Here is a 25,333-nt window from a genome sequence, read left to right on the forward strand (position 1 = left end):
TCTATAATTTCTGTAGTGGGTAAAACCACTGTAGAGATTATAGAGCTTTTTTAAGTGTACACAAAAAGTCCCATAAGAACTATAATGAAAAGCAACCAAACCATCATTAGGAAGAACTTATGAGACTTATTAAGAATACCACAGAATTAATCGGAATTAAAGACCAAAATATCATTATTTCACTTGTTTTTGAAACTGACACTCATATAGAGATTCAAGCAAAACTCGATTACCCTGCACCATCATGTCCTCACTGCCATGGAAAGATGATCAAATATGACTTTCAAAAAAACTCTAAAATCCCTCTTCTCGAGCAAGCTGGAACTCCAACTCTACTACGTCTGAAAAAACGTCGTTTCCAGTGCAAAAGTTGTAAGAGAGTAACGGTGGCTGAGACATCAATCGTTGAGAAAAACTGCCAAATCTTCAATCTAGTCCGTCAAAAGGTTACACAACTCCTAACTGATATTGCCAGAAGGTTTCGTGTGTCGACGTCCGCTGTCTATCGTAAGCTTGACCAGTTTACTTTCAAGGAACATTTTGACAAACTCCCAGCTGTAATGTCCTGGGATGAGTTTGGGTTCAAGAAAGGTGACTTGGATTTTATCGCTCAAAACTATGAGACCAACGAGATCATAACCATCCTTGATAATCGTCGCCAAACCACTATACGAAACTACTTTTTGAAGTATCCATTGAAAGCTCGACAAAAAGTGCAGTTTATCACGATGGATATGTCTAGAGCTTATATTCCACTGGCTCGCAAACTCTTCCCTAACGCCAAAATTGTTCTTGATCGATTTCACATCATCCAGCACCTTGGTCGAGCCTTTTTAAAGACAAGAATTGCCATTATGAACCAGTTCGATAAGAAGTCACTACCCTATCGAGCCTTGAAGAATCACTGGCGACTTTTCCAAAAGGACAGCCGTAAACTATCTCTCAACTCTTTTTATTCAAAGACTTTCCGCCAAACTTTAGCACCACATGAAGTCGTTGCGAAGACACTAGGCTTTTCAAAAGAGCTTACTGACTACTATACACTTTATCAGCTTTTGCTTTTTCACTTTCAGGAGAAGAGAGTAGATGAGTTCTTTGAGCTGATAGAGGAAAATAGAAGCAAAGTCAATCACTATTTTCAAACGGTCTTTAGAACTTTTCTTAGACACAAACAATACATCCAAAATGCACTAGAAACAGACTATTCAAACGCAAAACTGGAAGCTACCAACAAGTTGATTAAAGACATCAAACGGTTGGGATTCGGTTTTAGAAACTTCATCAACTTTAAGAAACGTGTCTTCATCACTCTGAACATAAAAAAAGAGAAGACCTATCAGGTCCTCTCTAGATGTTAGCTTTTCGTCACCCACTACAGTTGACAAAGAGCCCAAAAAGCAACCTATCTTAGGTTGCTTAAAGGTTAACCTTAATCATTTTCGATTTTTTCAGCTTCTGTACTAAATTTTTGTGCAATAGCTTCTAGAGCCAAGTCGTCTGTATCTGGAAGCGTGATAGCATCATCAGAAATCTCATCAATATTAGCATAGAATTCAATGTGATTCTTAAGATTTTGAAGGTGGATTGGGGCATCACCACCGTATTCTCCATCCAGATTGATCATCATACGATCTTCACCTAAAGGCTCAATATCTAGTGAACTTGTTTTGATATAGGAAATTCTCTTGTCGTAGATGTGTTTACCACCTTGGAGAACCTGACGAATAAGGTCTACCAATTCAAAGAGGTTGGCTGTCTTAACCATGATTAGTGTAAATTTACCATCATCCAGTTTAGCATCTGGGGCAATCGTTTCAAAGCCACCAACTGAATTGGTCAAGGCAACGAAAATCATGGAAAGGCCGCCTTCAAAGACACCCTCATCATGCGTAATACGGACAGGAACCTTTTTAACTTGTGGAAGCAACTCTGCCCCCTTAACAAGGTAAGCCAAATAACCAAGCACTGTCTTTAAGCGGCTAGGAACACTATAAGTTAGTTCCGTAAAGGAACCCGCAGCCGCAATATTGATGAAGTATTTGTCATCATAGGCACGACCAATATCCATTTGAAGGGTTTGATTTTTAGCAATAACCTTGGCTGCTTCAACAGGATTCCCTCTTGGAATCTTCAAGGCGCGTGCAAAGTCATTTGTCGTTCCCGTTGGAATAACCGCCATTTGTGGGCGTTTTTTAAGCGGGGCAATCCCAGAAACAACCTCATTGATTGTTCCATCGCCACCTGCAGCAATAACTAAGTCAAAGCCTGCTTTGGCTGCACGAGTGGCCTCATTTTTTGCTGAGTTTTCATCTGGTGTTGTTTGAAAGGCTGACGCTTCAAAGCCAGCACCTTCCAGAATATCCAAGACCTCAGCAACATTTTTTTTCATAATTTCTTGTCCAGATGTTGGATTATAAATTAAGCGGGCACGTTTTTGTTTCATATTGAACTCCTATAAATCCAGCAACCAAGCCTCATCTTTTACTTCAATTCCTAGGCTTTGTGCTTTTTCCAACTTACTTCCGGCATCACTACCAGCAACCACTAAATCTGTTTTCTTAGAGACAGAACCTGTCACTTTAGCACCCAGAGCTTCTAGTTTTGCCTTTGCTTCACTACGTTTAAGATGCTCCAATTTCCCTGTCAAAACAACTGTCTTACCAGATAAGATAGCATCATCTGCCACCTTTTGTCCAAGATAGGACAAATTAACGCCATAGGATTCCAGTTCTTTCATAAGAACTTGAGCCTCTTCCTTAGCAAAATAGCGCTGGATGGACTTGGCAATAACATCTCCTAAACCATCTACAGCAGCAATAGCCTCGACATCCGCACTGGCTAACTCTTGTATACTTCCAAAAGCTTCTAACAATTGCTTACTAACCTTGGCACCAACATGACGAATCCCAAAGCCATAGAGCAATTTCTCTGCAGAATTTTCTTTTGAGACTTGAATGGCCGAATAAAGTTTCTCAGCTGATTTTTCCTTGAAACCTTCTAATTGGAGGAAATCTTGACTGTTCAAGCCATAGATATCAGCTACATCTTTAACCAATTCAGCTTTAAAGAGTTTTTCAACTACTGAAGGTCCCATACCTGCGATGTTCATGGCATCACGAGAAGCAAAATGAATCAGACCTTCCTTGATCTGAGCAGGGCAAGAAGGATTGATACAACGTAGGGCAACTTCATCTTCAAAATGTAAAAGACCACTGCCACAAGATGGACATTGTGTCGGTACTTCCATCGGCTCCTGTGTCGTACGCTTACTTTCTACCACACGAAGAACAGCAGGGATAATATCACCAGCTTTGTAGACAATAACGGTATCACCGATACGAATGTCTTTTTCAGCAATATAATCCACATTATGAAGGGTAGCTCGACTAACCGTTGTCCCTGCTAATTGCACCGGAGTCAAATTAGCAGTCGGCGTTACTACACCTGTACGACCTACCTGCCAGTCTACTGAAAGAAGCTCTGCTTCCTTTTCCTCAGCAGGGAATTTATAGGCAATGGCCCAACGTGGTGCCTTGACTGTAAAACCTAATTCCTCTTGCATGGCTAAACTATTGACCTTTATAACAACGCCATCAATATCGTAAGCCAAGTCATCACGATCCTGACCGACAGCTTGAATAAAGTCCCAAATCTCATCCATCGACGATGTGACAATGCGTCGTGGATTAACTGAGAAACCTAGTTCTGCCACTTCATTTAAGACATCATTTTGTGTGAGACGCTCCGTTGGACTAGCTTCCTGATAAAGGAAAGTCGCTAAACGACGCTCCGCAACCACTTTGGTATCCAACTGACGAAGAGTCCCTGCTGCAGCATTACGTGGATTGGCAAATTCGGCTTCACCATTCTCCTGACGTTGGATATTGATGCGTTCAAACTCAGCTCGTGGCAGATAACACTCCCCACGCACTGTAATATTAAGCGGTTGATCCAGCTTAAGAGGGATATCTGAGATACGCTTGACATTTTCAGTGATATTTTCACCGACAGAACCATCACCACGTGTCGCACCTACCTGGAGAACACCATCCACATAGGTCAGCGAGATAGAGAGACCATCAATTTTGAGTTCAGCCATATAATCAGCATTAGGAAATTCGTCCTTAACCCTCTTATCAAAGGCATCCAGCTCTTCTCGTGAAAAAGCATCCTGCAAACTATAAAGCGGATACTCATGTTGATATTTTTCAAAACCATCAAGGACCAGCCCTCCCACACGATGTGTTGGACTATCTGCTTGAACAAGTTCTGGATGTTCAACCTCCAAATCTACAAGCTCACGATAGAGCTTATCGTAGTCTGCGTCTGACACCGATGGATTATCTTCCGTATAATACTCTTTTGCATACTGGTTAAGTTTAGAAACCAGCTCTTTCATTCGTTTTTCCATAGGAACATTTTAACATAAAAGCAACAAAAAACGCCTTTACAGACGTTATTTTACGAAACAAAATCGATTACTTTGGCCAATTTCTTGATAAGGACCGCACCAACTAAGAGTGACGCCAATTCTCCTAAAGCGACAGTGAACCAAGTAGCCCAAAATGGCGCTTGAGTAACCAAGGTCAACTCTGCAGCGATGGTCACCATGAAGAATGAAAAATAAAAAGCAAAATAAACATGAGCCTTATCAAGGAGGCCACCCAAAATATCTTGATTCTTAAAGCGGTCAAAGAAATAAACTCCTGAACCAACAAAGACTAGCGTTGAGAGACTTCCAACAACCACATCAATCATGTTAAAACTAAAGAAATTAGCAATCACACACCCCAAAGTAACGGCAATGATATACTTGCGATTATAAAATCCCAGAAGATTGAACATTTCCGCAATACGGAACTGGTAAGGACCATACGAAATTAAGTTGAAAGGTGGCACAATGGTCAAGACCACGTAAAGAGCCGCCACAATAGCAATATGTGTTAAATCACGAACAGTTTGTTTTTTCATTTTTCCTCCATAATCATTATCTTTTTATTATCTACAAAGGATAATATTCCCGTCAAAAGAGCCTGGGCTTCGCCAAGCTCTCTTTATGCTCTAAGACTTATCCTCATCGTTTTTTTGTTTTTTGCTGTCACTACCGTCTCCAGAAAAATGCTGAATTATGGTAAGCACGTCACCCCTTCTACTGTGCAGTTCACCTTGTTTAAGTTCCTGATAGGTCGCATTAAAGACAGCACCCAAAATCAAAATCCTAGCCAAAAAGATGAACCAAAGCATGAAGACGAAAATCATAATGGATCCAAATAACTTGATATCAACTAATCGACTCAAGGTACGAATCACATAGGTTCCAAACAAGTTGCTTAAATAGCCAATCACTAAAGTCGTAAAGATAGTCCCTGGCATAACATAGCGGATTTTTCGAATCTTCACATTCGGAAGTACAAAATAAAGCACCATCATTCCCAGGAAGACAACTGCAATACTCAGAGGCTGGATACTATTTAAAATAAGCTGAGTCATCTTGGAACCAATAGGATAGGTCTGTGTAATAACTCTAAGAACCGACTGAATAATCGTAGATAGCATTAGTGCAAAGGTGAGTAAGAACAAGATGACGAGACTCATGAAACCACCAACAATGTGACTAATAAAGACATCACGGTGTTCTGAAGCACCATATACCTTGTTAATCGCCTTTTGAAGCGAAGACAAGGACTTAATCATGGTCCAGAATCCCGTCAAAGAGGCAACTCCCAACAACTGTCCTGAAGGTGTCGAGAAGATATCCTGAACAACGTTGGCTGCAGGTGCATAAAACTGCTTAGGAAGGTGTTCATTCATAAACTTCAAGAGATCAGTCGTATCAATATTCAGATAGGGAAAAACATTTGCCGCAATGACAATGAGCGGAAAGACCGTCAAAATCAAATAATAAGCCACGGCAATACTAGAAATATCTATCTCAGCACTACGATAATGTCTAAGGTAAAGCTGCAAAGGGCGCCATTGAAGCTTATCTAGGAGACGGGCCATTATGCCTTGTCGTTTCATACTAATAAGTTCTTTCTTCGCCTTGAGAAGTCAAAATTACTGGACCATCTTTAGTAATAACAAACTGGTGCTCATATTGACAAGAAAGGCCACCGTCAAGTGTCTTATGAGCCCAACCAGTTTCAAGGTCTGTATCGATTTCCCAAGTTCCTGTGTTAATCATTGGCTCGATGGTCAAGACCATTCCTTCTTTAAGGCGAAGACCACGTCCGGCCACTCCATAGTTAGGAACCATTGGTTCTTCATGCATCGTTGGTCCAACTCCGTGTCCTACCAAATCACGAACGACACCATAGCCTCGACTTTCAGCGTATTCTTGGATAGCTGCGCCGATATCACCGATACGATTACCAACTACCGCTTGTTCAATACCAAGATACATGGCTTCACGGGTTACTTCCATAAGGTTTTTAACCTCATCAGAAGGCGTTCCAATCGCATAGGCCCAACATGAGTCAGCCAAACCACCAGTATATGATTCTGTATATTTTTTTACTTGCGCAACATTATCAAAATCCAATTTTGATACATCAAGCACTGACTTATCGATCGGTTCGGACAAGACCATATCAACTTTCAAGAGGTCTCCATCTTTCAAGATATAATGACGTGGAAAGGCGTGTGCTACTTCATCATTAAGACCACAACATGTCGCATAAGGATAGTCCATGATGCTTCCTTCGACCCCAATCTGAAGCGGTAGAACATTTTCTTCTTTACAACGACGACGCACATACTCTTCTACTTCCCACATATCCACTCCTGGTTTTAAGAGGTCACGTAGGCCAATGTGGATACTTGCAAGAAAATCTCCCGCTCTATCCATCGCTTCAATTTCACGTTCTGATTTTAGTGTAATCATTATTTTCTCCGTTTTCTTTATTTCTTTAATTTTAAATGGCTTATTAAGTTTTCTTGACCACTACTACTGACTTACAAACCGTATGATTACCATGAGTAACCATAAGGTCTAAATGAGCTCTGCGTCTGGTTTCCGCAATGATACTGGGTGTAATCGTCACCTTATCATCAATTTGAGCCGCCTGAAGAAAGTAAAACATCATCTCTTCAATCACCAGACTATTTTGTTCTTGGTTTTCCATCGTTCGGTAAACAACCTCTTTAACCATTTCTACAAGAACACCCTGTGTAAGGTTCCCAGAATTATCAATCATGGCCGGTTCTACCTCAAAACTAAAGGCATTCTTTTCACGATTAAGGTTAGCTATCATTTGATCGCTAAATGTATGGAGATCACCACGGTTATTATCTTGAAGCTCCTCTAAAACCTGACGACGAGTGATAGTGCCTAGATAATGTTTTTCGTCATCCACAACAGGAATCATGTCATAGTCTTCAAAAATCATCTTTTGGGCCACAGTCGCAAGGCTAGTCTCCAAACGAGTCACTGTCGGTTTTGTCATAATAGCCTTAGCCATAGTGGTCGGAAGCTGATTAGCCACATCACGCATGGTCACAATCCCAATAACCCTATCATCCTCAGACACAATAGGAAAACGAACAAGGTTAGTCCGTTTAACCAAATTTTGAAAATCTTTGACTGTCATTTCTGGAGTCATATAGTTGTAGTCTTCTCGTCTAGTATAGACTTGAGCGACTGTTTTAATATCTGTTTTGATACGAACATTAGAAAGTGCCTGGTTAATCATAGTCGCCACAGTAAATGTATCGTAAGTAGTGACCATGACTGGAAACTGCTTCAAACGAGAAAGCTCTTTAACCCTATCAGAAACCTGAAAGCCTCCAGTTACCAGAATAGCATTATTGTATTCGAGGGCTAATAACTGGATATCTTCCCTGTCTCCAACAATGAGAAGGTCGCCTTTTGTTAGATAACGGGTGATATTCTCAATAGTCATGGCTCCAATGTAGAACTTACTGAAGACACGTTCCAAACCTTCATGACCCGAAATCACCTCAGACTCTGTAATCTCTGCAATCTCCGCAAAGGTCAGTTTGTCAAGGCGAACCTGGACTTTCTTTTCAATTCGAACTGTTCCACTTCGAGGACGCGTTTCAACTAGTCCTCGATTTTCAGCTTCTTTAATGGCTCGATAAGCAGTTCCATCAGAAACCTGCAAGTGGTTAGAAATACTACGCACACTAACTCGTTTACCGATGGGCAAAGCCTCTAGATAATCTAGAATTTCTTGATGTTTACTCACAGTTCTCCTCCTTCTCAAAGCGGAGATAATCTCTCATGGTACGGGTGTATCGGTCTGCTCCTTTGAAACGAGACACCAATTTAAAGCCAGATTTTTCTGCCACACGAATCGATGCCTCGTTTTCCAAATGAGCAATAAGGATAATGCGTTCCATGCCCATAGCTGTCAATGCCAAATCTGACAAACAAGTAACTGTCTCAGTCATTAGACCTCTACCCCAGTATGAAGCATTCAAAAAATAACCGATCTCTGCAGTCCTTTTCTGGACGTCTATCTTTTCAAAGCGAACGATCCCAATCAACTTATTAGACTCTCGATCTACAATTGCCCAAACACCCAAAGGCTCCTTCATGAAATAATGTATCAAAAGGCAATCTGTTTCATACTGAGTTTTGGTAGCAGGAAAGAAAAATTGTAAATTCTCTGGATTCGACACAATCTCATGTAAGTCAAAACGATCTAAAAAGACGAGTGGTCTAAAAGAAAGGCGCTCTGACTCAAAGAAGGCAAAAGCACCCAAACTAGTCCAAATATCCATGATAGTATTATAGCACAGTTTTAGAAATGGAAAAAGGCTCAACAAGAAGCGGTTGAACCTTAGACTTAATCTTCAATCAAACGAATATCTGCACCAAGATCAGAAAGTTTCTCAATGATATTTGAATACCCTCGAAGAATAAATTCAATATTTGTTATTTCAGTCTGACCATCTGCCATAAGTCCTGCAGTAACGAGTGCAGCACCCGCACGCAAATCACTAGCTTTCACAGGTACACCAGAAAGTTGCGTTGGCCCATTATAAACAATCTGACCGCCAAGCACTTGAATATCAGCACCCATACGAGCCAGTTCAGGAACGTGATTTACACGCTTCTCATAGATTGTATCAATGATTTTTCCTCGGCCACTTGCTTTCAGCAACAATGGTGTCATTGGTTGTTGTAAATCCGTCGCAAAACCTGGATAAGGTGATGTCTTAATGTCAATAGGTTTTAAATCGCCCTGTTCTTCTACAAAAATTGCATCTTCTTCAACGATCATGCGAACACCCATTGCTTCAAGCTTAGCAATAAAACTTTCAAGATGTTCATAGAGAACATTTTTAATTTTAATCCCCTTACCAATAGCTGCTGCCATAGCAATGTATGAGCCCGCTTCAATACGGTCTGGAATAACCTGATGGCGAGTACCATGTAGGCTCTCTACACCATCAATCGTGATGATTTCTGTACCAGCACCACGTACACGCGCACCCATATTGTTGAGAAGCGTTGCCACATCAATAATTTCAGGTTCACGAGCGGCATTTTCAATAACCGTACGACCATCAGCCTTAGCCGCAGCCAACATGGTATTGATGGTCGCTCCAACACTGACCGTATCCATGTAAATATGAGCACCCTGAATACGTTGACCAGCATCAGTCGCAATACGCATAGACTCGGATTCATAAGAAATGCTAGCGCCCATCGCTTCAAACGCCTTAAGGTGAAGGTCAATAGGACGTGGTCCTAAATCACAGCCCCCAGGAAATCCTACTGTAGCTTGACCATAACGCCCAAGCAAACTACCATAGAAATAATAAGAAGCACGAAGGCTGTTAATCTTACCAAATGGCATTGGCATATCTTTAACTCCTCGAGGGTCGATTTCAAGTGTTTCGCCATCACGCTTAACAGAACCACCCATTACTTCAATGATCTCAATTAGATTATCGACGTCGCTGATTGCTGGTACCCCGTCAAGAGTAACCACTCCATCAGATAAAATGATGGCTGGAATCAAAGCAACAACTGAATTTTTAGCTCCTGATACTGTAACTTCTCCTTGAAGTTTCTTACCACCATTGATGATAATTTTACGCATACTGTTCAATCTTTCTTATACTGGAATATTAGCCTTTACATTCTACCATAGATTGAGGTGCATGACAAATTAAGGACCCTGGAAATTATCGGACAGTTTCACTTGATAGTTTGAACCATCCCTTAAACCGAATAGCACCATCCTGGTCTGTGCGTAAAACCTTAATATGACGTTCTTTGAAACGCTCTAATGTTTCATCATTTGGATGCTTATAACGATTATTTTCACCAGCTGAGACAAGCGCAAGTGATGGTTCTAACTGATCCAAAAAAGCTTCTGATGAAGAGCCTTTAGAGCCGTGATGTCCTGCCTTGAGAACACTTACTTTTAAATTTGGATAGCTGGACATCAATTCCTCCTCTCCTTCTTTTTCCAAATCACCAGTAAACAGAAAACTGGTCCCCAATAACTTTCCATAGAGAACAAGTGAATCATTGTTACCACCATCACCAATTTTATTGGGATAAAGAACCTGTAGGTTACTTCCCATCATAGGCAGTTTATCACCAGCCTTTAAGGTGCGAACGGGACGTTTAAGAAATCGAAGACGTTTGGCAAAACTAGGCTTAGTCAAAGCCCCCTGACTGACACAAATTTCCTTAATCTTAAACCGTTTAGCTACTTCCTCCAAATCACCAATATGGTCTGTATCTGTATGAGTCAGAACCAGATAGTCAATTTGAGACACTCCCCTTGCCTGTAGATAGGGAATTAAGGTTTTCTCCGCATTACTCGTCTGGCTCCCCTCTTGCCATTTTTCCTTAGAGCCGAAAGTCACCTTGCCACCTACGTCTATCAGGATCGTCTTACCTTTCATACTCCTTAAAAAAATACTGTCTCCTTGACCAACGTCAACCACCGTCACCTCATTGATCAAAGGATGTTTAACCCAGATCATCAAAAGACTAAAAATCATCAAGAGGGATATTCTAAACTGAGGCTTTTTCCAAAAATCAAAGAGCAAAACCAATACAACTATCATCAAGCCAAACTGAAACAAACTAGGTTTCCCTAGAATTAAAGGCTGGCCTATCCAGTATTGTATCCAAGTCAAAAAGGTCTCCATCCATTCAAAAAGTGGGTTAATTTGAGAAAAGATTACCAGTCCTGAAAGTGTAAAAAGTACTGTTAAGATAGGTAAGAGAAAGCTATCGAAAACTAGAGAGAAGATTGCCGTCAGAATCAAACTCAATGGTTGAAAAGTTCCATAATAGTAGGTCAAAAAAGGCAAAGTCCCAAGACTCAATACCAAACTCATATAGATTGACTTTTTAAAAGACGGCATCTCCTCAAAATCAAATAAACACAATAAGAAGGCATAAGAACAACTTAAAACACCTCCTACCGTTAAAAGAAAATGAGGCAAGACTAGAAATAATAGAAGCAGCGTTATGCCCATATTGTTCAGTTTTTTAATACCACACTCAGCCAAAAGGCTTTGAATCAAAGAACGTAAGACCGAAGCCGTCCAACCAGTCATTAAGCTATAGAAAATCGAAAAAGGTAATAAGATAGCAAGGATATAATTTTTGGGAAGACCCAAACGAAGAAGTCCATAGCGAAACCAGCCAAGAAAAAATCCAACCTGCATACCCGATAGCGCAAAAAGATGAATAATCCCCAAGCTGGTGTAGAGTTGACTCTGCTCATCAAACTCCTTATCCAAATACCCAAAGAGCAGTCCTGTCATATAGTGTCTCATCGGATTAGGAAAATGCGTCTGAATATGAACTAGAGCCCTCCTCCTCAATTGATGGAAAAAATCTATTGGAGATATCGATTTTGGGGTTACGATATGATCCAGACGCTCAATCTGAGCAATCCTATAAATGCTCTGACTAGCTAGATAAGACTGATAATCAAAGCCTTGAAAATTACGTTGACCTGTTGCCGAGGATAGCTTTATTTTTCCTTTTAAAACAAGCGTTTGACTAGTAGTCTTAAAAAAATACTGCTCCTTCTCAGATTTTAACCGGTAAAAGACCCGATAGGTTTGACCATTTGACTTACCGATTGCTGATAATTGCTCACCATTAACTGAGAGCGTATCTGCAACCAGTGTCACCTGATGAATTTCAGCAGGAACTTGCTTATCTTGCATGATAGCTCTGTGGTGCAAGAATAAAAAATAAATCAAAAAGAACCCACCAACAAGTCCCACCAACTTTAGAGCTGCCATATTCTTCCAATGATGCTTCAAAAAACAGACCATAAAAAAGACAAAAGCCCCAATAGCATAGAAATTAGATACAAAAATAGTAAAATAAAGAGCAACTATTAAAAGCGCTAGGGAAAAAAGATTGATTGGAGATTTTTTAAGCCACATAGATGGACTCTCTGATTTTATCTAACGTTTTATCACCAATGCCTGAAACATTTTTCAGGTCACCTACGGACTGAAAGCCGCCATGACTTTCACGATAAGCGACAATATCCTCTGCCCTCTTGGCACCAATTCCAGAAATAGTTTGTAACTGCTCTGAGGTCGCTGTATTTAAGTTAATTTTGCCATTCTTAGATACAGCCTGCCCTCCTTTGTTAGAGACCTGACCAGTATCTGATTGATCAAGAACAGAAACATTCTCGTCTTTATTGGCTACATAAATAACCTCTTCATCTGACAAGCTTGCGGCCAAATTAACACTCTTAGCGTCTGCATCCTCTGTCATTCCTCCAGCTTCCTGAATGGCATCTGTCACCCTAGCGCTTACTTTTAGCGTATATACACCTGGCTTGACCACAGCCCCCTTAACATCTACCGTTACTTTTGACTTAACTTTTTCACTTCCTTCAGTTTGTGACTGAGAAGACACTTCCGTAAGTGATTTTGACCCTTCTTTGGATGAGGAGGTTGACAATGTTGTCACATCTGTATAAGACGTCTCTGCCTCCATGCTGTTGCCGGCACCACAAGTCATCCACAGAAAGAAGCAGAAAACCATCATCAGCACACCAATGATACTCACAAATAGACGATTATTGTTAACATAGTCTATAATCTTTTCCTTCACGTCAGTCTCCTTAATTGATATATTTTCTTTCTTATTCGTAAAAAAATTGAAAAATATATCAAAAAGAAAAAAACTCCATCAGATTTATGTCTGACAGAGTCATTAGCTTATTTCTGTGTTTCTTTGGCACGGTGTTTTTCAGGATCCCAAACAAAGCTAGCTACATATGAGAAAGCCATAGTCAAAATCACTGCAAGGATAGCCACAAGACCGAGAGGTACACGGTAAATATAAGTCAAAGGATTTGGTTTCTTGCCTGTTTGATAGCTCAAAGCTTCTGCATCAAGACGATCAAATTCAGATTGGATACGACGAGCAACCTCTTGAATATTCTCGTCATTCAAACGCTTCAAATCTGAAATATCAATAGGATTACCATAGTTCATATCCACACGTTCACCTGTCAAGAGCCCCTTGAGTTCACGAGGTCCTTGATAGACAACTGGCATAATCTTAACCTTAGCCATCTTAGCGATAACCGCAACCCCACCCTTAACATCAGAAGAATGACGGCTACCACTTGGGAACATAATCAAACTACGATTACTCTTCTTAAGCATGTTAACCGGGTACTTGATAGCCTCCTGACCAGGATTTTCACGGTCAATTGGGAAGGCGCCACACATGCGGATCCACCAACCAAAGATACGGCTCTTGAAGAGTTCTTTCTTAGCCATGAAAATAAACTGCTTAGGACGAGCTGAAAAAGCCATATAAACAGGGTCCCACCAAGTGCGGTGCGGAGCAACCAAGATATAGTTTTCATCTTTGTTCAATAATTTATCGCGATTGTGGTAATGGGCATTACCATTGATAATCCAAAGAAGGAAGACAACAAGCCCACGTAAATAAGCGTAAAACACGTTTTTACCTCTTTTTCTACAATTTTTTAACTATTATACCAAAAAAAGGAACGCTTTTTCATAGAACTTCTTTGTAAAACAATTGGAAATGTTGTGGCACTTTCTAATTGTTTGAGCTATAATGTAATTATGAAAAGAAGTATTGAGATTATAGGGAAAAATAGGAAGGCACTTAATCTATGCCTCATCATTGCTAACTTGGCCGTACTGGCTATTCTAGGATTTGTTTTGTCACAACGCCACAATTCTAAAGCTGAACAACCAGCTCAGACTGAAAAAACTGAACAAGTAGCTAACGGAGCAAATTCTTCTTCAGAACAAGCTAAAAAAAATGATAAAAAACAACTCAAAAAAGGTAGTAACCATAGCATTGAAGCCTCTGATTATGCCTACGACGTTACTGCTGTTAATAACACTATCCGAGGTGTATCTCAAGATGTTGACGATAAGGTTGTCTTTTTAACCTTCGATGACGGGATTGATCCTACCTTGACACCACAAGTCATGGATATTCTGAAAGAGTATGGCGTTCACGCAACCTTCTTCCACATTGGTTATACCATTAGTCAAGAAAATGCGGACATCCTCAAACGCCAAATTACAGAAGGACACGCTATTGCTAACCATAGCCTTAGCCACAACTTTAACCTACTTTATCCTGGGCGTGTTCCCAACAAAAGTCAAATTGTTTCTGAAGTTGACCAAACCAATGCCAATTTCCAAGCCATCCTAGGTAAGGACTTCAAAACAAGAATTTTCCGTTACCCTGGTGGTCATATGTCATGGCAAGGATTGGAGGCAACCGACCATGCTCTCGCCAATCAAGGTATCCAGTGGATTGACTGGAACATGCTCTGTGGGGATGCAGAACCAGCCTCTGTTCGCCCAACCACATCTGAAACTATGATGGCCTACATGGATGGTTCTCAACAGTATTTCCCTGAAAGTCATGTTAAGGTTGTCCTTATGCATGACGCTGCTGGTAAAGAACTTACTGTTCAAACCCTTCCACAAATTATCGAATATTTCAAAAATCAAGGGTATACCTTCGGTGTCCTAGAGTAATCACTCGCAACAGTTCCTTTGGGAGCTGTTTTTTGTTACAATTAAAACTATGACAAATCCAATTTTAAAAGATGGAGAACGCATTGACCAACTCTTCTCCACAGATGTAAAAATCATTCAAAATAAGGAGGTCTTCAGCTATTCTATTGACAGTGTCCTCCTCTCTCGGTTCCCAAAAATTCCAAAAAAGGGATTAATCGTCGACCTCTGTTCAGGAAATGGTGCCGTTGGCCTCTTTGCCAGTACACGCACTGAGGCACCGATTACCTTGGTTGAGCTGCAAGAACGTCTGGCTGATATGGCCCAGCGTTCCGTAACTCTTAATCAATTAGAAGATCAGGTGACTGTTGTCAATGACGACCTAAAGAATTTGCTTGACCATACCCCACGATCTCAGGTGGACCTTATCCTCTGTAACCCTCCCTACTTTAAGGCGACAGAAACATCTAAGAAGAATCTGTCAGAGCACTACCTCTTGGCCCGTCACGAAATCACGACTAATTTGGAAGAAATTTGCCAGGTCGCACGTCATGCCCTTAAATCTAATGGGCGCATTGCCATGGTGCATCGCCCTGACCGCTTTTTGGATATCATTGACACCATGCGCCAGTATAATCTAGCACCTAAACGCATCCAGTTTATCTATCCTAAGATGGGACGTGAGGCAAATATGCTCCTGATTGAAGCCATAAAAGATGGATCAACAGATGGACTGAAGATTCTTCCCCCTCTCTTTGTGCACAAGAAAAATGGCGACTATACCGACGAAATCTTTGAGATTTACTTTGGAAAAAAGGCTGAAAGTGAGTCCTAAACGATGGCAGAAAAGGATAGCAAGGCCTACATGTATGTGGTCGAGTGTGCCGATGGAACCCTCTATACAGGCTACACCACAGACGTCGAACGCCGCCTCAAAACCCATAACTCAGGCAAAGGCGCCAAGTATACCAGAGCCCGCCTACCAGTTAAACTCATCTACTCAGAAGCCTTTGACAGCAAGTCTGAAGCCATGAGTGCCGAAGCACTCTTTAAGAAAAAAAGTCGAGAGAAAAAACTAGCTTATATCAAAGAACACACGGAAAAATAACCGTGCGTTTTTTAGTCTTGAATTATCAAATTAAGTGCATACTTTCCTCTTAGAAGACTTCATAAGATGTTTTCCAGTTAAGACATTTTCATATTCTATTATTTAGTTTGTTCTCCCAAAGCTGAATGATATAATCTTCAATCAATGTCAAATCACTACCTTTTAGAAAAATTCTCATAGTGGTATACAACGCACGTGTATGAATCAGTCTACATGCTCTAAATAGCTTTAAAATCAGTAGTATTACTCCAAATTTAGTAAATAAAAAAGACACCCGGCAAGGTGCCCTGAATTATATCCACAGTAAATGCCACAATATAGATAAACTCATCTTTAGATATAAATAATCTTACAAAACACTTCTATGCTATCTTTTTTCTCTAATTAAACCTACTTTGATAAATTAAATTAAACAACCACTGAAGATTGATTAATGGTTTTGTTTGAACCTTCATAATTGGGGAAAAATCTTCCCTAATCTCTCGTTTAATTTTCGATTCATTAACTTGAATTCTTTTTGCTTCTTCTGAAAAATAACTGACGTCCTCAAATCTAAACGTACTGTCAAAACCGACAGTCATATTATCCTTATCATATAAAAAGCTTCCTAAGGATTTTGTTAGAAAAGATTTACTTTTAGTATTTATAATAGCGTTTGTTCCGTCATTGTCATATCGAATACCATCAATCTCCGGTGTATAAATCCAGTCCATATTCTCTATCAACATAACGAGATCAGGCTCTGTCCCCTTCTTATGAGGGATATGCTGAGCATAATAAACAGAGTTAAATTTTAAATTAATAAAGATAAATAGGCTCATTCCTAAGACTGTAACCAACCCTATAAATAATCCTATAAAAATCCCTAAAATTTTGCTTATTTTCATTGTCATCTTCTCCTTCCTCTTCTACGACCAAACAATTTCTTGACTGGATTAACAACAAAACGTTTCACAGTATTTACGACAGGTCTTACAATATATCGTTTTGTTTCTTTTGCAATTGGTCTAACAACTGGTTATAGAAAAACTTATGAGTTTTTATTATGTACTTATATCGTATATTCAAGATATAGGAAAACGCTCTATTTCTTAGAGCGTTTTCATTGTTTATTTATCACCCTTGTTACGGATAACAAAGCCGTTTTTCTTTTCGCTTGAGGTACGGTGTGGGCGTTTGTTGCCATGGTTTTCGAAGTCACGGCTATTCTTCTTAGACTTGCGTTTGAAGTCACGACGGCCACCGTCTCGGTCATCGCGGTTACGGTCGCCACGGTATCCACCACCACGACGGCTGTTATCACGACCACGGTTGCCACGGCCACCTTTGCCACCTTTACCACCAAAGCCACCACCTGATGGTTTGAATGGCAATGGTTTTTCACGGGCAATTTCCACTTCTGGCATCATCTCTGGGTCTTGAACGGTCAAGCTCAAGATGTAAAGTGCCAATTCTTCAGGTGTGAATTCTTGAGCCAATTTAACCGCATCACCCTTGAACTTGTCAAAGTTAGAACGGATAGCTTCATCCGCAAAGTCACGTTCGATTTTCTTAAGGGCAACTTTCTTCTTAGCTTGGAAGGCTTCTTGAGCTGTTGGTGGCTTAAGGCCTTTCATGCGTTTCTTAGTCAAGTTTTCGATGATCCCCAAGTAACCCATTTCGTTTGGAGCAACGAAAGTAATCGATTGACCTGATTGGCCTGCACGACCTGTACGTCCAATACGGTGAACGTAGCTTTCTGGGTCTTGTGGAATATCGTAGTTGTAGACGTGAGTAACACCTGAGATGTCAAGACCACGCGCCGCAACGTCTGTGGCAACCAAGATATCGATTTGGTCGTTCTTGAAGTCACGGATAACACGAAGACGTTTGTTTTGGTCAAGGTCTCCGTGGATACCTTCTGCACGGAAACCACGAAGTTTCAAACCACGTGTCAACTCATCCACACGACGTTTGGTACGACCAAAGACAATTGACAATTCTGGTTGGTCAACGTCCATAAGGCGAGTCATAGTATCAAACTTCTCTTGTTCCTTCACTCGGATAAAGTATTGGTCAACGTTAACATTGGTCAATTCTTTAGCCTTGATTTTCACATGCTCAGGATCTTTCATGAACTGAACGCCAATACGTTTGATAGCATCAGGCATAGTTGCTGAGAAGAGAAGGGTTTGACGTTCTTCTGGTACTCGGCTAATGATAGCTTCAATGTCTTCAAGGAAGCCCATGTTAAGCATTTCATCAGCTTCATCCAAAATCAAAGTCTCGATATTATTGAGTTTAAGAGCCTTACGTTTGATAAGGTCAAGAAGACGACCTGGTGTCCCTACAACGATGTGGGCACCTGAACGGAGGGCCTTGATTTGTTTTTCAATGCTAGAACCACCGTAGACTGAGCGAACCTTAACACCTTTGTCACGACCAAAACGGAAAAGCTCTTCTTGAGATTGCACTGCCAACTCACGTGTTGGGGCAATAACAAGAGCTTGGATTGTATTTTCTTCTGTACGAATTTTATTTAGGGTAGGCAGACCAAAGGCAGCTGTTTTACCAGTACCAGTTTGGGCCTGACCGATAACATCCTTACCTTCAAGAGCGAGTGGAATTGTCAACTCTTGGATAGGTGATGGCTTTTCAAAACCGGCAGCTACAACAGCTGATTGGATGTCTTCTGATAGGTTTAAATCTGTAAATTTCAAAGTATTCTTCTTTCTATTTGAAGGCGGTGCGAAGCCACCTTATGAAACTTGGGTGAGCAGATAAAGCATCTGCTTGTATTTTATAGTCGTTAATTTAACAACTCATCTAGTCTATCATATTTAGAAATAAAAAGACAGAAAATAACGTTTTAAAACCGCCTCCAATTTGAGAAGACGGTTTCACTCACTAATTATTATTTATGGACCAACCAACGCAAGTAGCGGGCCAAGACCAAACAAAGAATCACACTACCCAAAATGATGAAAATCCAAGCTGGACTGACAGTCATAAAAGGTAGAGGAACATTCATCCCAAAGAAACCGGTAATGACGGCAAGAACTCCCAATAGTACCTCAATAATAGTCAAATTACTCAAGTTGTTATTCAGATTGTTGTTTAGGATATTATTATAAGAACCTGATAGTTGTTGTAAGACCTTAGAAATAAGATCCGTCATGGCAACCAACTGCCTAGCTTCAATCATGGCATCATCAAACTGCTCTTTTTCGACCTCATTGAGACGACGATAAATGGCATGCCCCTTAATATGTTCCAAAAGGAGACGGTTTTGTGTAGCTGCAGCCACCAAATAGACCATGCCTGTTTCCAAATCTGAAAGATCGTACAGATTCTTACTTGTCGTGGTCTGCCTTAGGCGTCGACTAACCTCATCTTTTTGCTGATCCAAACGTTCAATGACGGGATAATAGGCATTTGAAATCATCTCAAGTCCTGCAAAGAGCAACTTGTAGATGGACAAATCCTCATGGTTATCCACATAGTCTTGCATCTTGCTTATCACATAAGCGTTATCCTCGTTACTAATGGTCACCAAACGCGTATCTTGGACAATAAAGGTCAGAGGGATAGTTTCATAGTATTCCTTGTCCTTTTCAAGCGCCAGAACATTATAGATAAAGGTGATTGTCCCAGTCTCACGGTTGTAGTCCATGTGAGCTCGTTCATTTTTATCCAAGGCATACTCTATGGTTTCTTGGTCAATATCATACTTGGTATAAAGGTAGGATTGCTCAGAAATAATGTCTGAGTCAATATTAATCCAGTGACGCTTATAACTCAGTTCTTTTTCAATAAACATTTTTCTTCCTCATTACTCTAGCACTGCTGCTGCCAAAGCTTGTTGGATTTCAAAAACATTATTATCACTCTTAAATTGAAGTACCTCTGCGGGCTCCAGTGCTGATGAAATCCAAATCTTAAGTTCAGCATCTAGGTCAAAGTGCCCAGAACTTTCTACAGTAAAACGAGAGATTGAGTGATAAGGGATAGATTTATAGGAAGTCTTCTTTCCTGTAACACCTTGCTTATCGACTAAAATCAAGCGCTTCTCTGTAAAGACAATCAAGTCACGAACAAGGACATAGGCTAACTCCACCTGTTCACCTGGAATCAAGATGTTCTCCAATTGACGTTCAACCTTGCCATTATCTTTCTTAGACGCATTGCCAAGCAATCCTGAAAAAATTCCCATAGTTTTTCTCCTTTTTTTACTTAAAGATAGTTCTTGCTTTAACTATACCACAATTTTAAGATTTCAGACACTTGCAGAAATGGGTTTCTGGTAGTACAATAAAAGGGTCACAAGAGGAGCAATTGCTGAGAATGGCTAGCTTGAATCTTTTCTTCAAGACTTGCCTAAACTCTTACCACCTGATCAGGTTAGAACCTGCGTAGGGATGTGTCTCAAAATAGATTGAAATAGGAGAACTTCTATGACGTCGTTTTGATGTGGCAAAAAATAGCCAATCAAGACGATTGGTATAGGAGGTTTTTTTATGTCGAAAACAAGTATTCGACCAATGATTGAGGTTGCACTCTTTGCAACTATTGCTTATATCCTGGACCTAGTTACCCAGCCTATGTCACTAGGCCCTTGGATTTCCCTTTCCTTTAAGATGGTACCTATCTTTCTCCTCAGTTTTCGCTGGGGCTCAAAAGCTGGTGCTATGGGCGGTCTTATCTGGGGGCTACTTCAAGTGGTGACAGGACAGGCAGCCGGTGGTTGGCTAACCTTAACACAAGGTTTTCTGGAGTATTTTGTCGCCTTTAGTCTTATTGGTATCAGTGGTATTGTCAAACCAGCCCTTGATAAAGCCATTATACAAGGGAAAAAGCTCAAGTCTCTGACGGTGATTACTGAGGGGATTCTGCTTGGTAGCTTTGCTCGTTACTTCATTCACTTTATAGCTGGTGTCATCTTTTGGGGGAGCTATGCTCCTAAAGGACAAAGCCCTTATCTCTATTCATTCATTGTCAATAGCTCATCTTTCCTAGGAGAAACATTGGCAAGCCTTATTGTTTTCTTCGCCCTGCAACGATTCCTAGGCAGATTACTCAATACGGAAAAATAAAAGAAACCATAGGACAGTCTTAATTGGCAGTCCTATGGTTTTTCTTGTTTTAATAAGATATTACGACATAAAGTCAGACGGCTAGCTAGCCACAAGATAGTGGCTAGCGTCAAAAGATGAACGATTTAAAATCGTCATCTTTTGTGCCGTATTACATCTTCTCTTCCAATGTCACATCTGGGTATTTGTCCGCAAACCAACGAAGGGCAAAGTCATTTTCAAATAGGAAGACTGGTTGGTCAAAGCGGTCTTTGGCCAAGATGTTTCGGCTTGATGACATGCGTTCATCAAGGTCCTCAGGTTGAATCCAACGCACGGTCTTTTTACCCATTGGTGTCATAACGACTTCAGCATTGTATTCATTTTCCATACGGTGTTTGAAGACTTCAAACTGAAGTTGACCAACAGCACCAAGCATGTATTCACCTGTTTGGTAATTGGTGTAGAGCTGGATGGCTCCTTCTTGCACCAATTGTTCAATTCCCTTGTGGAAGGACTTCTGCTTCATGACGTTTTTAGCAGAAACTTTCATGAACAACTCTGGCGTAAAGGTTGGTAGGGGCTCAAATTCAAATTTGTTTTTACCTACGGTAAGAGTATCACCAACCTGGTAAGTTCCTGTATCGTAAACCCCGATAATATCTCCAGCCACGGCATTTTCGACATTTTCACGGGATTCGGCCATGAACTGAGTGACGTTGGAGAGCTTAGCTCCTTTACCTGTACGGGTTAGGTTTACACTCATACCACGCTCGAATTCACCAGACACGATACGAACAAAGGCAATACGGTCACGGTGACGTGGGTCCATGTTGGCTTGAATTTTGAAAACAAAACCTGAGAAATCCTTATTAAGAGGATCAATCTCATCACCATCCACCGTCTTGTGGCCATGTGGTTCTGGCGCGAATTTGAGGAAGGTATCGAGGAAGGTTTGAACTCCAAAGTTTGTAAGGGCAGAACCGAAGAAGACAGGTGTTAATTCACCAGCTAAAATAGCTTCTTCAGAGAATTCATTTCCTGCTTCTGTCAGGAGTTCGATATCTTCTTTAGCTTGCTCATAGAATGGGTTGTTGGCAAATAGAGTATCACCATCTTCAATCTTTGCAAAGCGCTCGTCACCTTTATAGAGCTCCAAGCGTTCGTTATAAAGGTCGTAAAGTCCTTCGAAAGCTTTACCCATACCGATAGGCCAGTTCATTGGGTAGCTGGCAATACCAAGCACTTCTTCCAACTCTTCCAAGAGGTCAAGTGGCTCACGTCCATCACGGTCCAATTTGTTCATGAAGGTGAAGACAGGAATACCACGGTGTTTGACAACTTCGAAAAGTTTTTTGGTTTGGGCCTCAATACCTTTGGCTGAGTCAACAACCATTACAGCAGCATCAACCGCCATAAGGGTACGGTAGGTGTCTTCTGAGAAGTCCTCATGCCCCGGAGTATCAAGGATATTGACACGTTTGCCAGCATAGTCAAACTGCATCACAGATGAGGTTACTGAGATACCACGTTGTTTCTCGATATCCATCCAGTCTGACTTGGCAAAGTTTCCAGTCTTCTTACCTTTTACGGTACCAGCTTCACGGATTTCACCCCCAAAGTAAAGCAATTGTTCAGTTATTGTTGTTTTACCAGCATCGGGGTGAGAGATGATGGCAAAAGTACGGCGTTTCTTAATTTCGTCTTGAATGCTCATAGTTTTCTTTCTTCTTTAAAAAATAATCTTATTGAAAAGCAAGATCGTTGTAGCACTTCTTTCAGAAAATTTCTGTCTTTTGAAAGCTACATTTGTTGTCAAGGCTTGCGATAATTCTCGCAGGCACAGCTCTTTTATTATATCCAAATTACAGTGTGAAAGCAATTCTGAAAGCGTTTTGTGTTAGAATAAAACTAGAATAAAACAAATAAATTGACAAAGCACGCTATCAACTTTCGGATAGCGTGTTTCTTCATTTATTTAATATTTCTCTTCAAAATGCTCCAGACCTTTTTTCATGATTATCATGAGAAAAATCAGAGCTCCTGAAACAGCAAAGTATTTGACAAATAAGGGAGTTCCTATAATAAATGGCGTGTGTTTAAGCATGCCATAGTTTCCACCGATGGTCTGATTAACTATTACAAGACCTAGATTCAGTATCAAGGTAGCCACCATAATCAGTCGTTGGCTGACGAGTTGGGTTTTATAACTGTTAAAAATGACATTCAGGCTATTGACAAGTAGGGCATAGTGACCAATTAGGAAAGAAAAGCCTGTGATATGAGGAAATTCATAGGGATCAAATACTGGATGAATCAATGCACAGTAAGTCCCGACAACTCCCATAATAGCGAAATAGCTCTTTATTCTACTATTTTTCAGGAGGAGAACAGCAAACATGGCCATGCGACAATGGTAAAGGGGTAGACTAATGTAAAGTGGAAAGCCCTGCCAGAGGTACCAGGTATAAAGGGCAAAGAGTTGAATGGCTTGGATAGTGAGAAAGGTCCAACGCCATATCTTATTGTTATACCAACGCCAACTCAAGTAACTCAGAAGCACCATCGCCAAAAGCATTAGTAAATAATAGGGCAAAGGTACATGGGGTAGATGAGTTTGGGTGGTTGTCAAAAAATCCTTCATTCTCTTCTCCTGCTGAAATTACTATGCCTGCTATTATATCAAATTTCAGGGTAAAGCAAAAACCTGCTTCAGAGAGCAGGTTAGATAACTTAATTCTTGGCTTGGAGTTCTTCCACGACCTTAGCTAGGTTCATAGAGTTGGAACCTTTAAGTAAGATTTGATCGTGCTCGCCTAGGCTTTCTTTGATGTGCTTAACCATAGCATCAAATTGGTCTTCATCAGCTATTTTCTTAAAATAATAAACATGACCAAGCGGAAACATTTGACTGGCAAGTTGTGACAATTCTGCAATGTCTTCACCGTAGAAAATCACCGTATCAATAGCATCTGGTGTCAAGCTTAAAATCATCTGTGTATGAAGTTGAACAGACTGTTCACCAAGTTCTTTCATATCAGCTAGGACAGCGATTTTCTTGCCTCCTTCATTCTTAGGAATAGCTGAGAAAGTCTCCAAAATGAGCTTCATGGCTGTTGGATTAGCATTGTAGACGTCGGAAAGAATATCAGCACCATTGGCTGCTTTTTTCCATTCAGTACGATTTTTTGTAAGCTGCAAGTTAGCAAGAGCTGTGAGGATATTTTCCTCAGTTACACCCAAGTGTTTGGCGACATAGGCAGCAACCATAGCATTTGTAGCATTGTATTTTCCAGTGACTGGCAAGGTAACTTGTCCATCTAGGAAGTTTGTTGAGAAGGTGAGGTGGTCTTTGAACTCTGTCAACTCAGAGACCGTAAGCTCCGCACCATCCCCAAAGCGTACCACGTCAAGATTGCTTGGCAAGAATGGATCGACGATAGGATCACTAGGTACAAGCAAGAGGCTACCATCAGGCATACCGTCTTGCATTTGCATTTTACCTTGAGCAATCTTGTCACGGCTACCAAAGAATTCCAAATGAGCCTCTCCGATTAAGGTAACAACAGCTGTTTTTGGCTTCGCCAAGGTTGACAAGAGGTGAATGTCTCCCATGTGGTCTTGCCCCATCTCAAGAACGATTTTCTCCGTATCATCAGGCATGTGTAGGGCAGTATAAGGAAGACCAATCTCATTGTTGTAATTACCTTGGGTCTTGTAAGTACGATAGGTTGTGGCCAAGATATCATGAATCATGTCCTTGGTCGTTGTCTTACCGTTAGAACCAGTCACCGCAATAACGTCAACACCAGTCTTTTCAAGATAGTAGGCAGCTAGTTTTTGGAAGGCTTCAAGAGCATCATCGACTAGGATGTGGGCTTGATCAGCTGGCAATTCTTTTTCTGTGAATGTCGCTAGAGCACCATTGTCAAAGGCTGTTTGGATAAAATCATGTCCATCACGCGCACCTTTGAGCGGCAAAAAGAGGTCGCCCTCTGTAATCTTACGGCTATCAAACTCAATTTGGTTAATGGCAACGTCTTCATAAGCTGTGACATCATTTTTAGCACCAACAACCTTGGCAATTTCATGGAGTGTCAGTTTCATCTTAAAATCCTCTGTTTTATTTTTACAAGTCTGGCAAGAAATAAGATTTTCTTGCCTGCAATCACTCCCAATTATA

Annotated in this window: 22 protein-coding genes, 2 pseudogenes and 1 riboswitch; of the genes and pseudogenes, 5 read left to right on the top strand and 19 right to left on the bottom strand. The window is 40.7% G+C overall.

Annotation, left to right across the window (positions count from 1 at the left end; genetic code table 11):
- Nucleotides 1-119 precede the first annotated feature (119 nt).
- A pseudogene (locus EL076_RS07605) lies at nucleotides 120-1,351 on the top strand (ISL3 family transposase).
- A gap of 78 nt (nucleotides 1,352-1,429) precedes the next feature.
- Here the strand turns inward: EL076_RS07605 and EL076_RS07610 are convergent.
- The 11 genes from EL076_RS07610 to EL076_RS07660 form a co-directional block, all read right to left on the bottom strand.
- Nucleotides 1,430-2,443 (bottom strand): diacylglycerol kinase, encoded by a 1,014-nt coding sequence (locus EL076_RS07610; RefSeq protein WP_126429926.1) that lies wholly within the window; start codon nucleotides 2,441-2,443, stop codon nucleotides 1,430-1,432.
- A gap of 9 nt (nucleotides 2,444-2,452) precedes the next feature.
- Nucleotides 2,453-4,411 carry an NAD-dependent DNA ligase LigA gene (gene ligA / locus EL076_RS07615; RefSeq protein ID WP_126429928.1) on the bottom strand — a complete coding sequence of 653 codons (1,959 nt, stop codon included), beginning with the start codon at nucleotides 4,409-4,411 and terminating at the stop codon, nucleotides 2,453-2,455.
- Between the two features lie 50 nt (nucleotides 4,412-4,461).
- Entirely contained in the window at nucleotides 4,462-4,971 is a 510-nt protein-coding gene (locus EL076_RS07620; RefSeq protein ID WP_003096445.1) for a QueT transporter family protein, read from the bottom strand.
- 90 nt (nucleotides 4,972-5,061) lie between these two features.
- Nucleotides 5,062-6,021, bottom strand: a complete 960-nt coding sequence (locus tag EL076_RS07625; protein ID WP_003096444.1) for a YihY/virulence factor BrkB family protein — start codon at nucleotides 6,019-6,021, stop codon at nucleotides 5,062-5,064.
- Nucleotide 6,022: 1 nt separating this feature from the next.
- On the bottom strand, nucleotides 6,023-6,883 hold the full coding sequence (locus tag EL076_RS07630) for a methionyl aminopeptidase (protein ID WP_003096442.1): 861 nt from the start codon (nucleotides 6,881-6,883) through the stop codon (nucleotides 6,023-6,025).
- A gap of 43 nt (nucleotides 6,884-6,926) precedes the next feature.
- A complete protein-coding gene (spxR, locus tag EL076_RS07635) occupies nucleotides 6,927-8,207 on the bottom strand; it encodes a CBS-HotDog domain-containing transcription factor SpxR (RefSeq protein WP_003094415.1) in 1,281 nt (426 codons plus the stop codon).
- Entirely contained in the window at nucleotides 8,200-8,745 is a 546-nt protein-coding gene (locus EL076_RS07640) for a GNAT family N-acetyltransferase (RefSeq protein WP_003093731.1), read from the bottom strand. The genes spxR and EL076_RS07640 overlap by 8 nt, the downstream gene beginning before the upstream one ends.
- Nucleotides 8,746-8,810: 65 nt before the next feature.
- Nucleotides 8,811-10,073, bottom strand: a complete 1,263-nt coding sequence (locus EL076_RS07645) for a UDP-N-acetylglucosamine 1-carboxyvinyltransferase (protein ID WP_003093180.1) — start codon at nucleotides 10,071-10,073, stop codon at nucleotides 8,811-8,813.
- A gap of 85 nt (nucleotides 10,074-10,158) precedes the next feature.
- Nucleotides 10,159-12,399 carry a DNA internalization-related competence protein ComEC/Rec2 gene (locus EL076_RS07650; RefSeq protein ID WP_126429930.1) on the bottom strand — a complete coding sequence of 747 codons (2,241 nt, stop codon included), beginning with the start codon at nucleotides 12,397-12,399 and terminating at the stop codon, nucleotides 10,159-10,161.
- Nucleotides 12,389-13,084, bottom strand: coding sequence for a helix-hairpin-helix domain-containing protein (locus EL076_RS07655; protein WP_003093743.1), 696 nt, complete (start codon nucleotides 13,082-13,084; stop codon nucleotides 12,389-12,391). Before EL076_RS07655 ends, EL076_RS07650 begins: the two co-directional genes overlap by 11 nt.
- A 107-nt stretch (nucleotides 13,085-13,191) precedes the next feature.
- The gene (locus EL076_RS07660; RefSeq protein ID WP_003096426.1) at nucleotides 13,192-13,947 is read right to left on the bottom strand and encodes a lysophospholipid acyltransferase family protein; all 756 of its coding nucleotides are present in this window, start codon (nucleotides 13,945-13,947) and stop codon (nucleotides 13,192-13,194) included.
- A gap of 129 nt (nucleotides 13,948-14,076) precedes the next feature.
- Here EL076_RS07660 and EL076_RS07665 point away from each other — a divergent pair, with 129 nt between their 5' ends.
- Genes EL076_RS07665 through EL076_RS07675 form a run of 3 tightly spaced genes read left to right on the top strand, consistent with a single transcriptional unit; the run spans nucleotide 14,077 to nucleotide 16,099 of the window.
- Nucleotides 14,077-15,012 (top strand): polysaccharide deacetylase family protein, encoded by a 936-nt coding sequence (locus tag EL076_RS07665; protein WP_003096423.1) that lies wholly within the window; start codon nucleotides 14,077-14,079, stop codon nucleotides 15,010-15,012.
- 49 nt (nucleotides 15,013-15,061) lie between these two features.
- A complete protein-coding gene (locus EL076_RS07670) occupies nucleotides 15,062-15,826 on the top strand; it encodes a tRNA1(Val) (adenine(37)-N6)-methyltransferase (protein WP_003096421.1) in 765 nt (254 codons plus the stop codon).
- Between the two features lie 3 nt (nucleotides 15,827-15,829).
- Nucleotides 15,830-16,099, top strand: coding sequence for a GIY-YIG nuclease family protein (locus EL076_RS07675; protein WP_003096419.1), 270 nt, complete (start codon nucleotides 15,830-15,832; stop codon nucleotides 16,097-16,099).
- A 49-nt stretch (nucleotides 16,100-16,148) separates the two neighbouring features.
- Here EL076_RS07675 and EL076_RS10625 read toward each other — a convergent pair.
- The 5 genes and pseudogenes from EL076_RS10625 to EL076_RS07700 all read right to left on the bottom strand — a co-directional run.
- Nucleotides 16,149-16,268: pseudogene (locus EL076_RS10625) on the bottom strand (IS30 family transposase); the annotation flags it as partial.
- Nucleotides 16,269-16,479: 211 nt separating this feature from the next.
- The gene (locus EL076_RS07685) at nucleotides 16,480-16,986 is read right to left on the bottom strand and encodes a hypothetical protein (RefSeq protein ID WP_126429932.1); all 507 of its coding nucleotides are present in this window, start codon (nucleotides 16,984-16,986) and stop codon (nucleotides 16,480-16,482) included.
- 222 nt (nucleotides 16,987-17,208) lie between these two features.
- A complete protein-coding gene (locus tag EL076_RS07690) occupies nucleotides 17,209-18,798 on the bottom strand; it encodes a DEAD/DEAH box helicase (RefSeq protein WP_003094406.1) in 1,590 nt (529 codons plus the stop codon).
- A gap of 194 nt (nucleotides 18,799-18,992) precedes the next feature.
- Nucleotides 18,993-19,898, bottom strand: coding sequence for a magnesium transporter CorA family protein (locus tag EL076_RS07695; RefSeq protein WP_003094630.1), 906 nt, complete (start codon nucleotides 19,896-19,898; stop codon nucleotides 18,993-18,995).
- 12 nt (nucleotides 19,899-19,910) lie between these two features.
- Nucleotides 19,911-20,291 (bottom strand): PH domain-containing protein, encoded by a 381-nt coding sequence (locus EL076_RS07700; RefSeq protein ID WP_003094759.1) that lies wholly within the window; start codon nucleotides 20,289-20,291, stop codon nucleotides 19,911-19,913.
- A 102-nt stretch (nucleotides 20,292-20,393) separates the two neighbouring features.
- A riboswitch (TPP riboswitch) is annotated at nucleotides 20,394-20,514 on the top strand.
- A gap of 81 nt (nucleotides 20,515-20,595) precedes the next feature.
- Between EL076_RS07700 and thiT the strand changes: the two genes are divergently transcribed.
- Nucleotides 20,596-21,171 (top strand): energy-coupled thiamine transporter ThiT, encoded by a 576-nt coding sequence (gene thiT, locus EL076_RS07705; protein WP_003093515.1) that lies wholly within the window; start codon nucleotides 20,596-20,598, stop codon nucleotides 21,169-21,171.
- 151 nt (nucleotides 21,172-21,322) lie between these two features.
- Here thiT and EL076_RS07710 read toward each other — a convergent pair whose 3' ends face one another.
- The 3 genes from EL076_RS07710 to EL076_RS07720 all read right to left on the bottom strand — a co-directional run bounded on the left by EL076_RS07710 (nucleotide 21,323) and on the right by EL076_RS07720 (nucleotide 25,257).
- Nucleotides 21,323-22,867, bottom strand: coding sequence for a peptide chain release factor 3 (locus EL076_RS07710; protein ID WP_002884210.1), 1,545 nt, complete (start codon nucleotides 22,865-22,867; stop codon nucleotides 21,323-21,325).
- A gap of 261 nt (nucleotides 22,868-23,128) precedes the next feature.
- Nucleotides 23,129-23,794 (bottom strand): YwaF family protein, encoded by a 666-nt coding sequence (locus EL076_RS07715; RefSeq protein ID WP_126429934.1) that lies wholly within the window; start codon nucleotides 23,792-23,794, stop codon nucleotides 23,129-23,131.
- Nucleotides 23,795-23,883: 89 nt separating this feature from the next.
- Nucleotides 23,884-25,257: a UDP-N-acetylmuramoyl-tripeptide--D-alanyl-D-alanine ligase gene (locus EL076_RS07720; protein ID WP_003093831.1), complete on the bottom strand. Its 1,374-nt coding sequence runs from the start codon at nucleotides 25,255-25,257 to the stop codon at nucleotides 23,884-23,886.
- Nucleotides 25,258-25,333: the final 76 nt, after the last annotated feature.

The organism is Streptococcus vestibularis, from assembly GCF_900636445.1.
GTDB lineage: Bacteria > Bacillota > Bacilli > Lactobacillales > Streptococcaceae > Streptococcus > Streptococcus vestibularis.

What these genes read in the sequence shown, in the direction of transcription:
- EL076_RS07610 (WP_126429926.1), bottom strand. Translation starts at nt 2,443, where the DNA reads ATGAAACAAAAACGTGCCCGCTTAATTTATAATCCAACATCTGGACAA.
- ligA (WP_126429928.1), bottom strand. Translation starts at nt 4,411, where the DNA reads ATGGAAAAACGAATGAAAGAGCTGGTTTCTAAACTTAACCAGTATGCA.
- EL076_RS07620 (WP_003096445.1), bottom strand. Translation starts at nt 4,971, where the DNA reads ATGAAAAAACAAACTGTTCGTGATTTAACACATATTGCTATTGTGGCG.
- EL076_RS07625 (WP_003096444.1), bottom strand. Translation starts at nt 6,021, where the DNA reads ATGAAACGACAAGGCATAATGGCCCGTCTCCTAGATAAGCTTCAATGG.
- EL076_RS07630 (WP_003096442.1), bottom strand. Translation starts at nt 6,883, where the DNA reads ATGATTACACTAAAATCAGAACGTGAAATTGAAGCGATGGATAGAGCG.
- EL076_RS07640 (WP_003093731.1), bottom strand. Translation starts at nt 8,745, where the DNA reads ATGGATATTTGGACTAGTTTGGGTGCTTTTGCCTTCTTTGAGTCAGAG.
- EL076_RS07645 (WP_003093180.1), bottom strand. Translation starts at nt 10,073, where the DNA reads ATGCGTAAAATTATCATCAATGGTGGTAAGAAACTTCAAGGAGAAGTT.
- EL076_RS07650 (WP_126429930.1), bottom strand. Translation starts at nt 12,399, where the DNA reads ATGTGGCTTAAAAAATCTCCAATCAATCTTTTTTCCCTAGCGCTTTTA.
- EL076_RS07665 (WP_003096423.1), top strand. Translation starts at nt 14,077, where the DNA reads ATGAAAAGAAGTATTGAGATTATAGGGAAAAATAGGAAGGCACTTAAT.
- EL076_RS07670 (WP_003096421.1), top strand. Translation starts at nt 15,062, where the DNA reads ATGACAAATCCAATTTTAAAAGATGGAGAACGCATTGACCAACTCTTC.
- EL076_RS07675 (WP_003096419.1), top strand. Translation starts at nt 15,830, where the DNA reads ATGGCAGAAAAGGATAGCAAGGCCTACATGTATGTGGTCGAGTGTGCC.
- EL076_RS07685 (WP_126429932.1), bottom strand. Translation starts at nt 16,986, where the DNA reads ATGAAAATAAGCAAAATTTTAGGGATTTTTATAGGATTATTTATAGGG.
- EL076_RS07695 (WP_003094630.1), bottom strand. Translation starts at nt 19,898, where the DNA reads ATGTTTATTGAAAAAGAACTGAGTTATAAGCGTCACTGGATTAATATT.
- EL076_RS07700 (WP_003094759.1), bottom strand. Translation starts at nt 20,291, where the DNA reads ATGGGAATTTTTTCAGGATTGCTTGGCAATGCGTCTAAGAAAGATAAT.
- thiT (WP_003093515.1), top strand. Translation starts at nt 20,596, where the DNA reads ATGTCGAAAACAAGTATTCGACCAATGATTGAGGTTGCACTCTTTGCA.
- EL076_RS07710 (WP_002884210.1), bottom strand. Translation starts at nt 22,867, where the DNA reads ATGAGCATTCAAGACGAAATTAAGAAACGCCGTACTTTTGCCATCATC.
- EL076_RS07715 (WP_126429934.1), bottom strand. Translation starts at nt 23,794, where the DNA reads ATGAAGGATTTTTTGACAACCACCCAAACTCATCTACCCCATGTACCT.
- EL076_RS07720 (WP_003093831.1), bottom strand. Translation starts at nt 25,257, where the DNA reads ATGAAACTGACACTCCATGAAATTGCCAAGGTTGTTGGTGCTAAAAAT.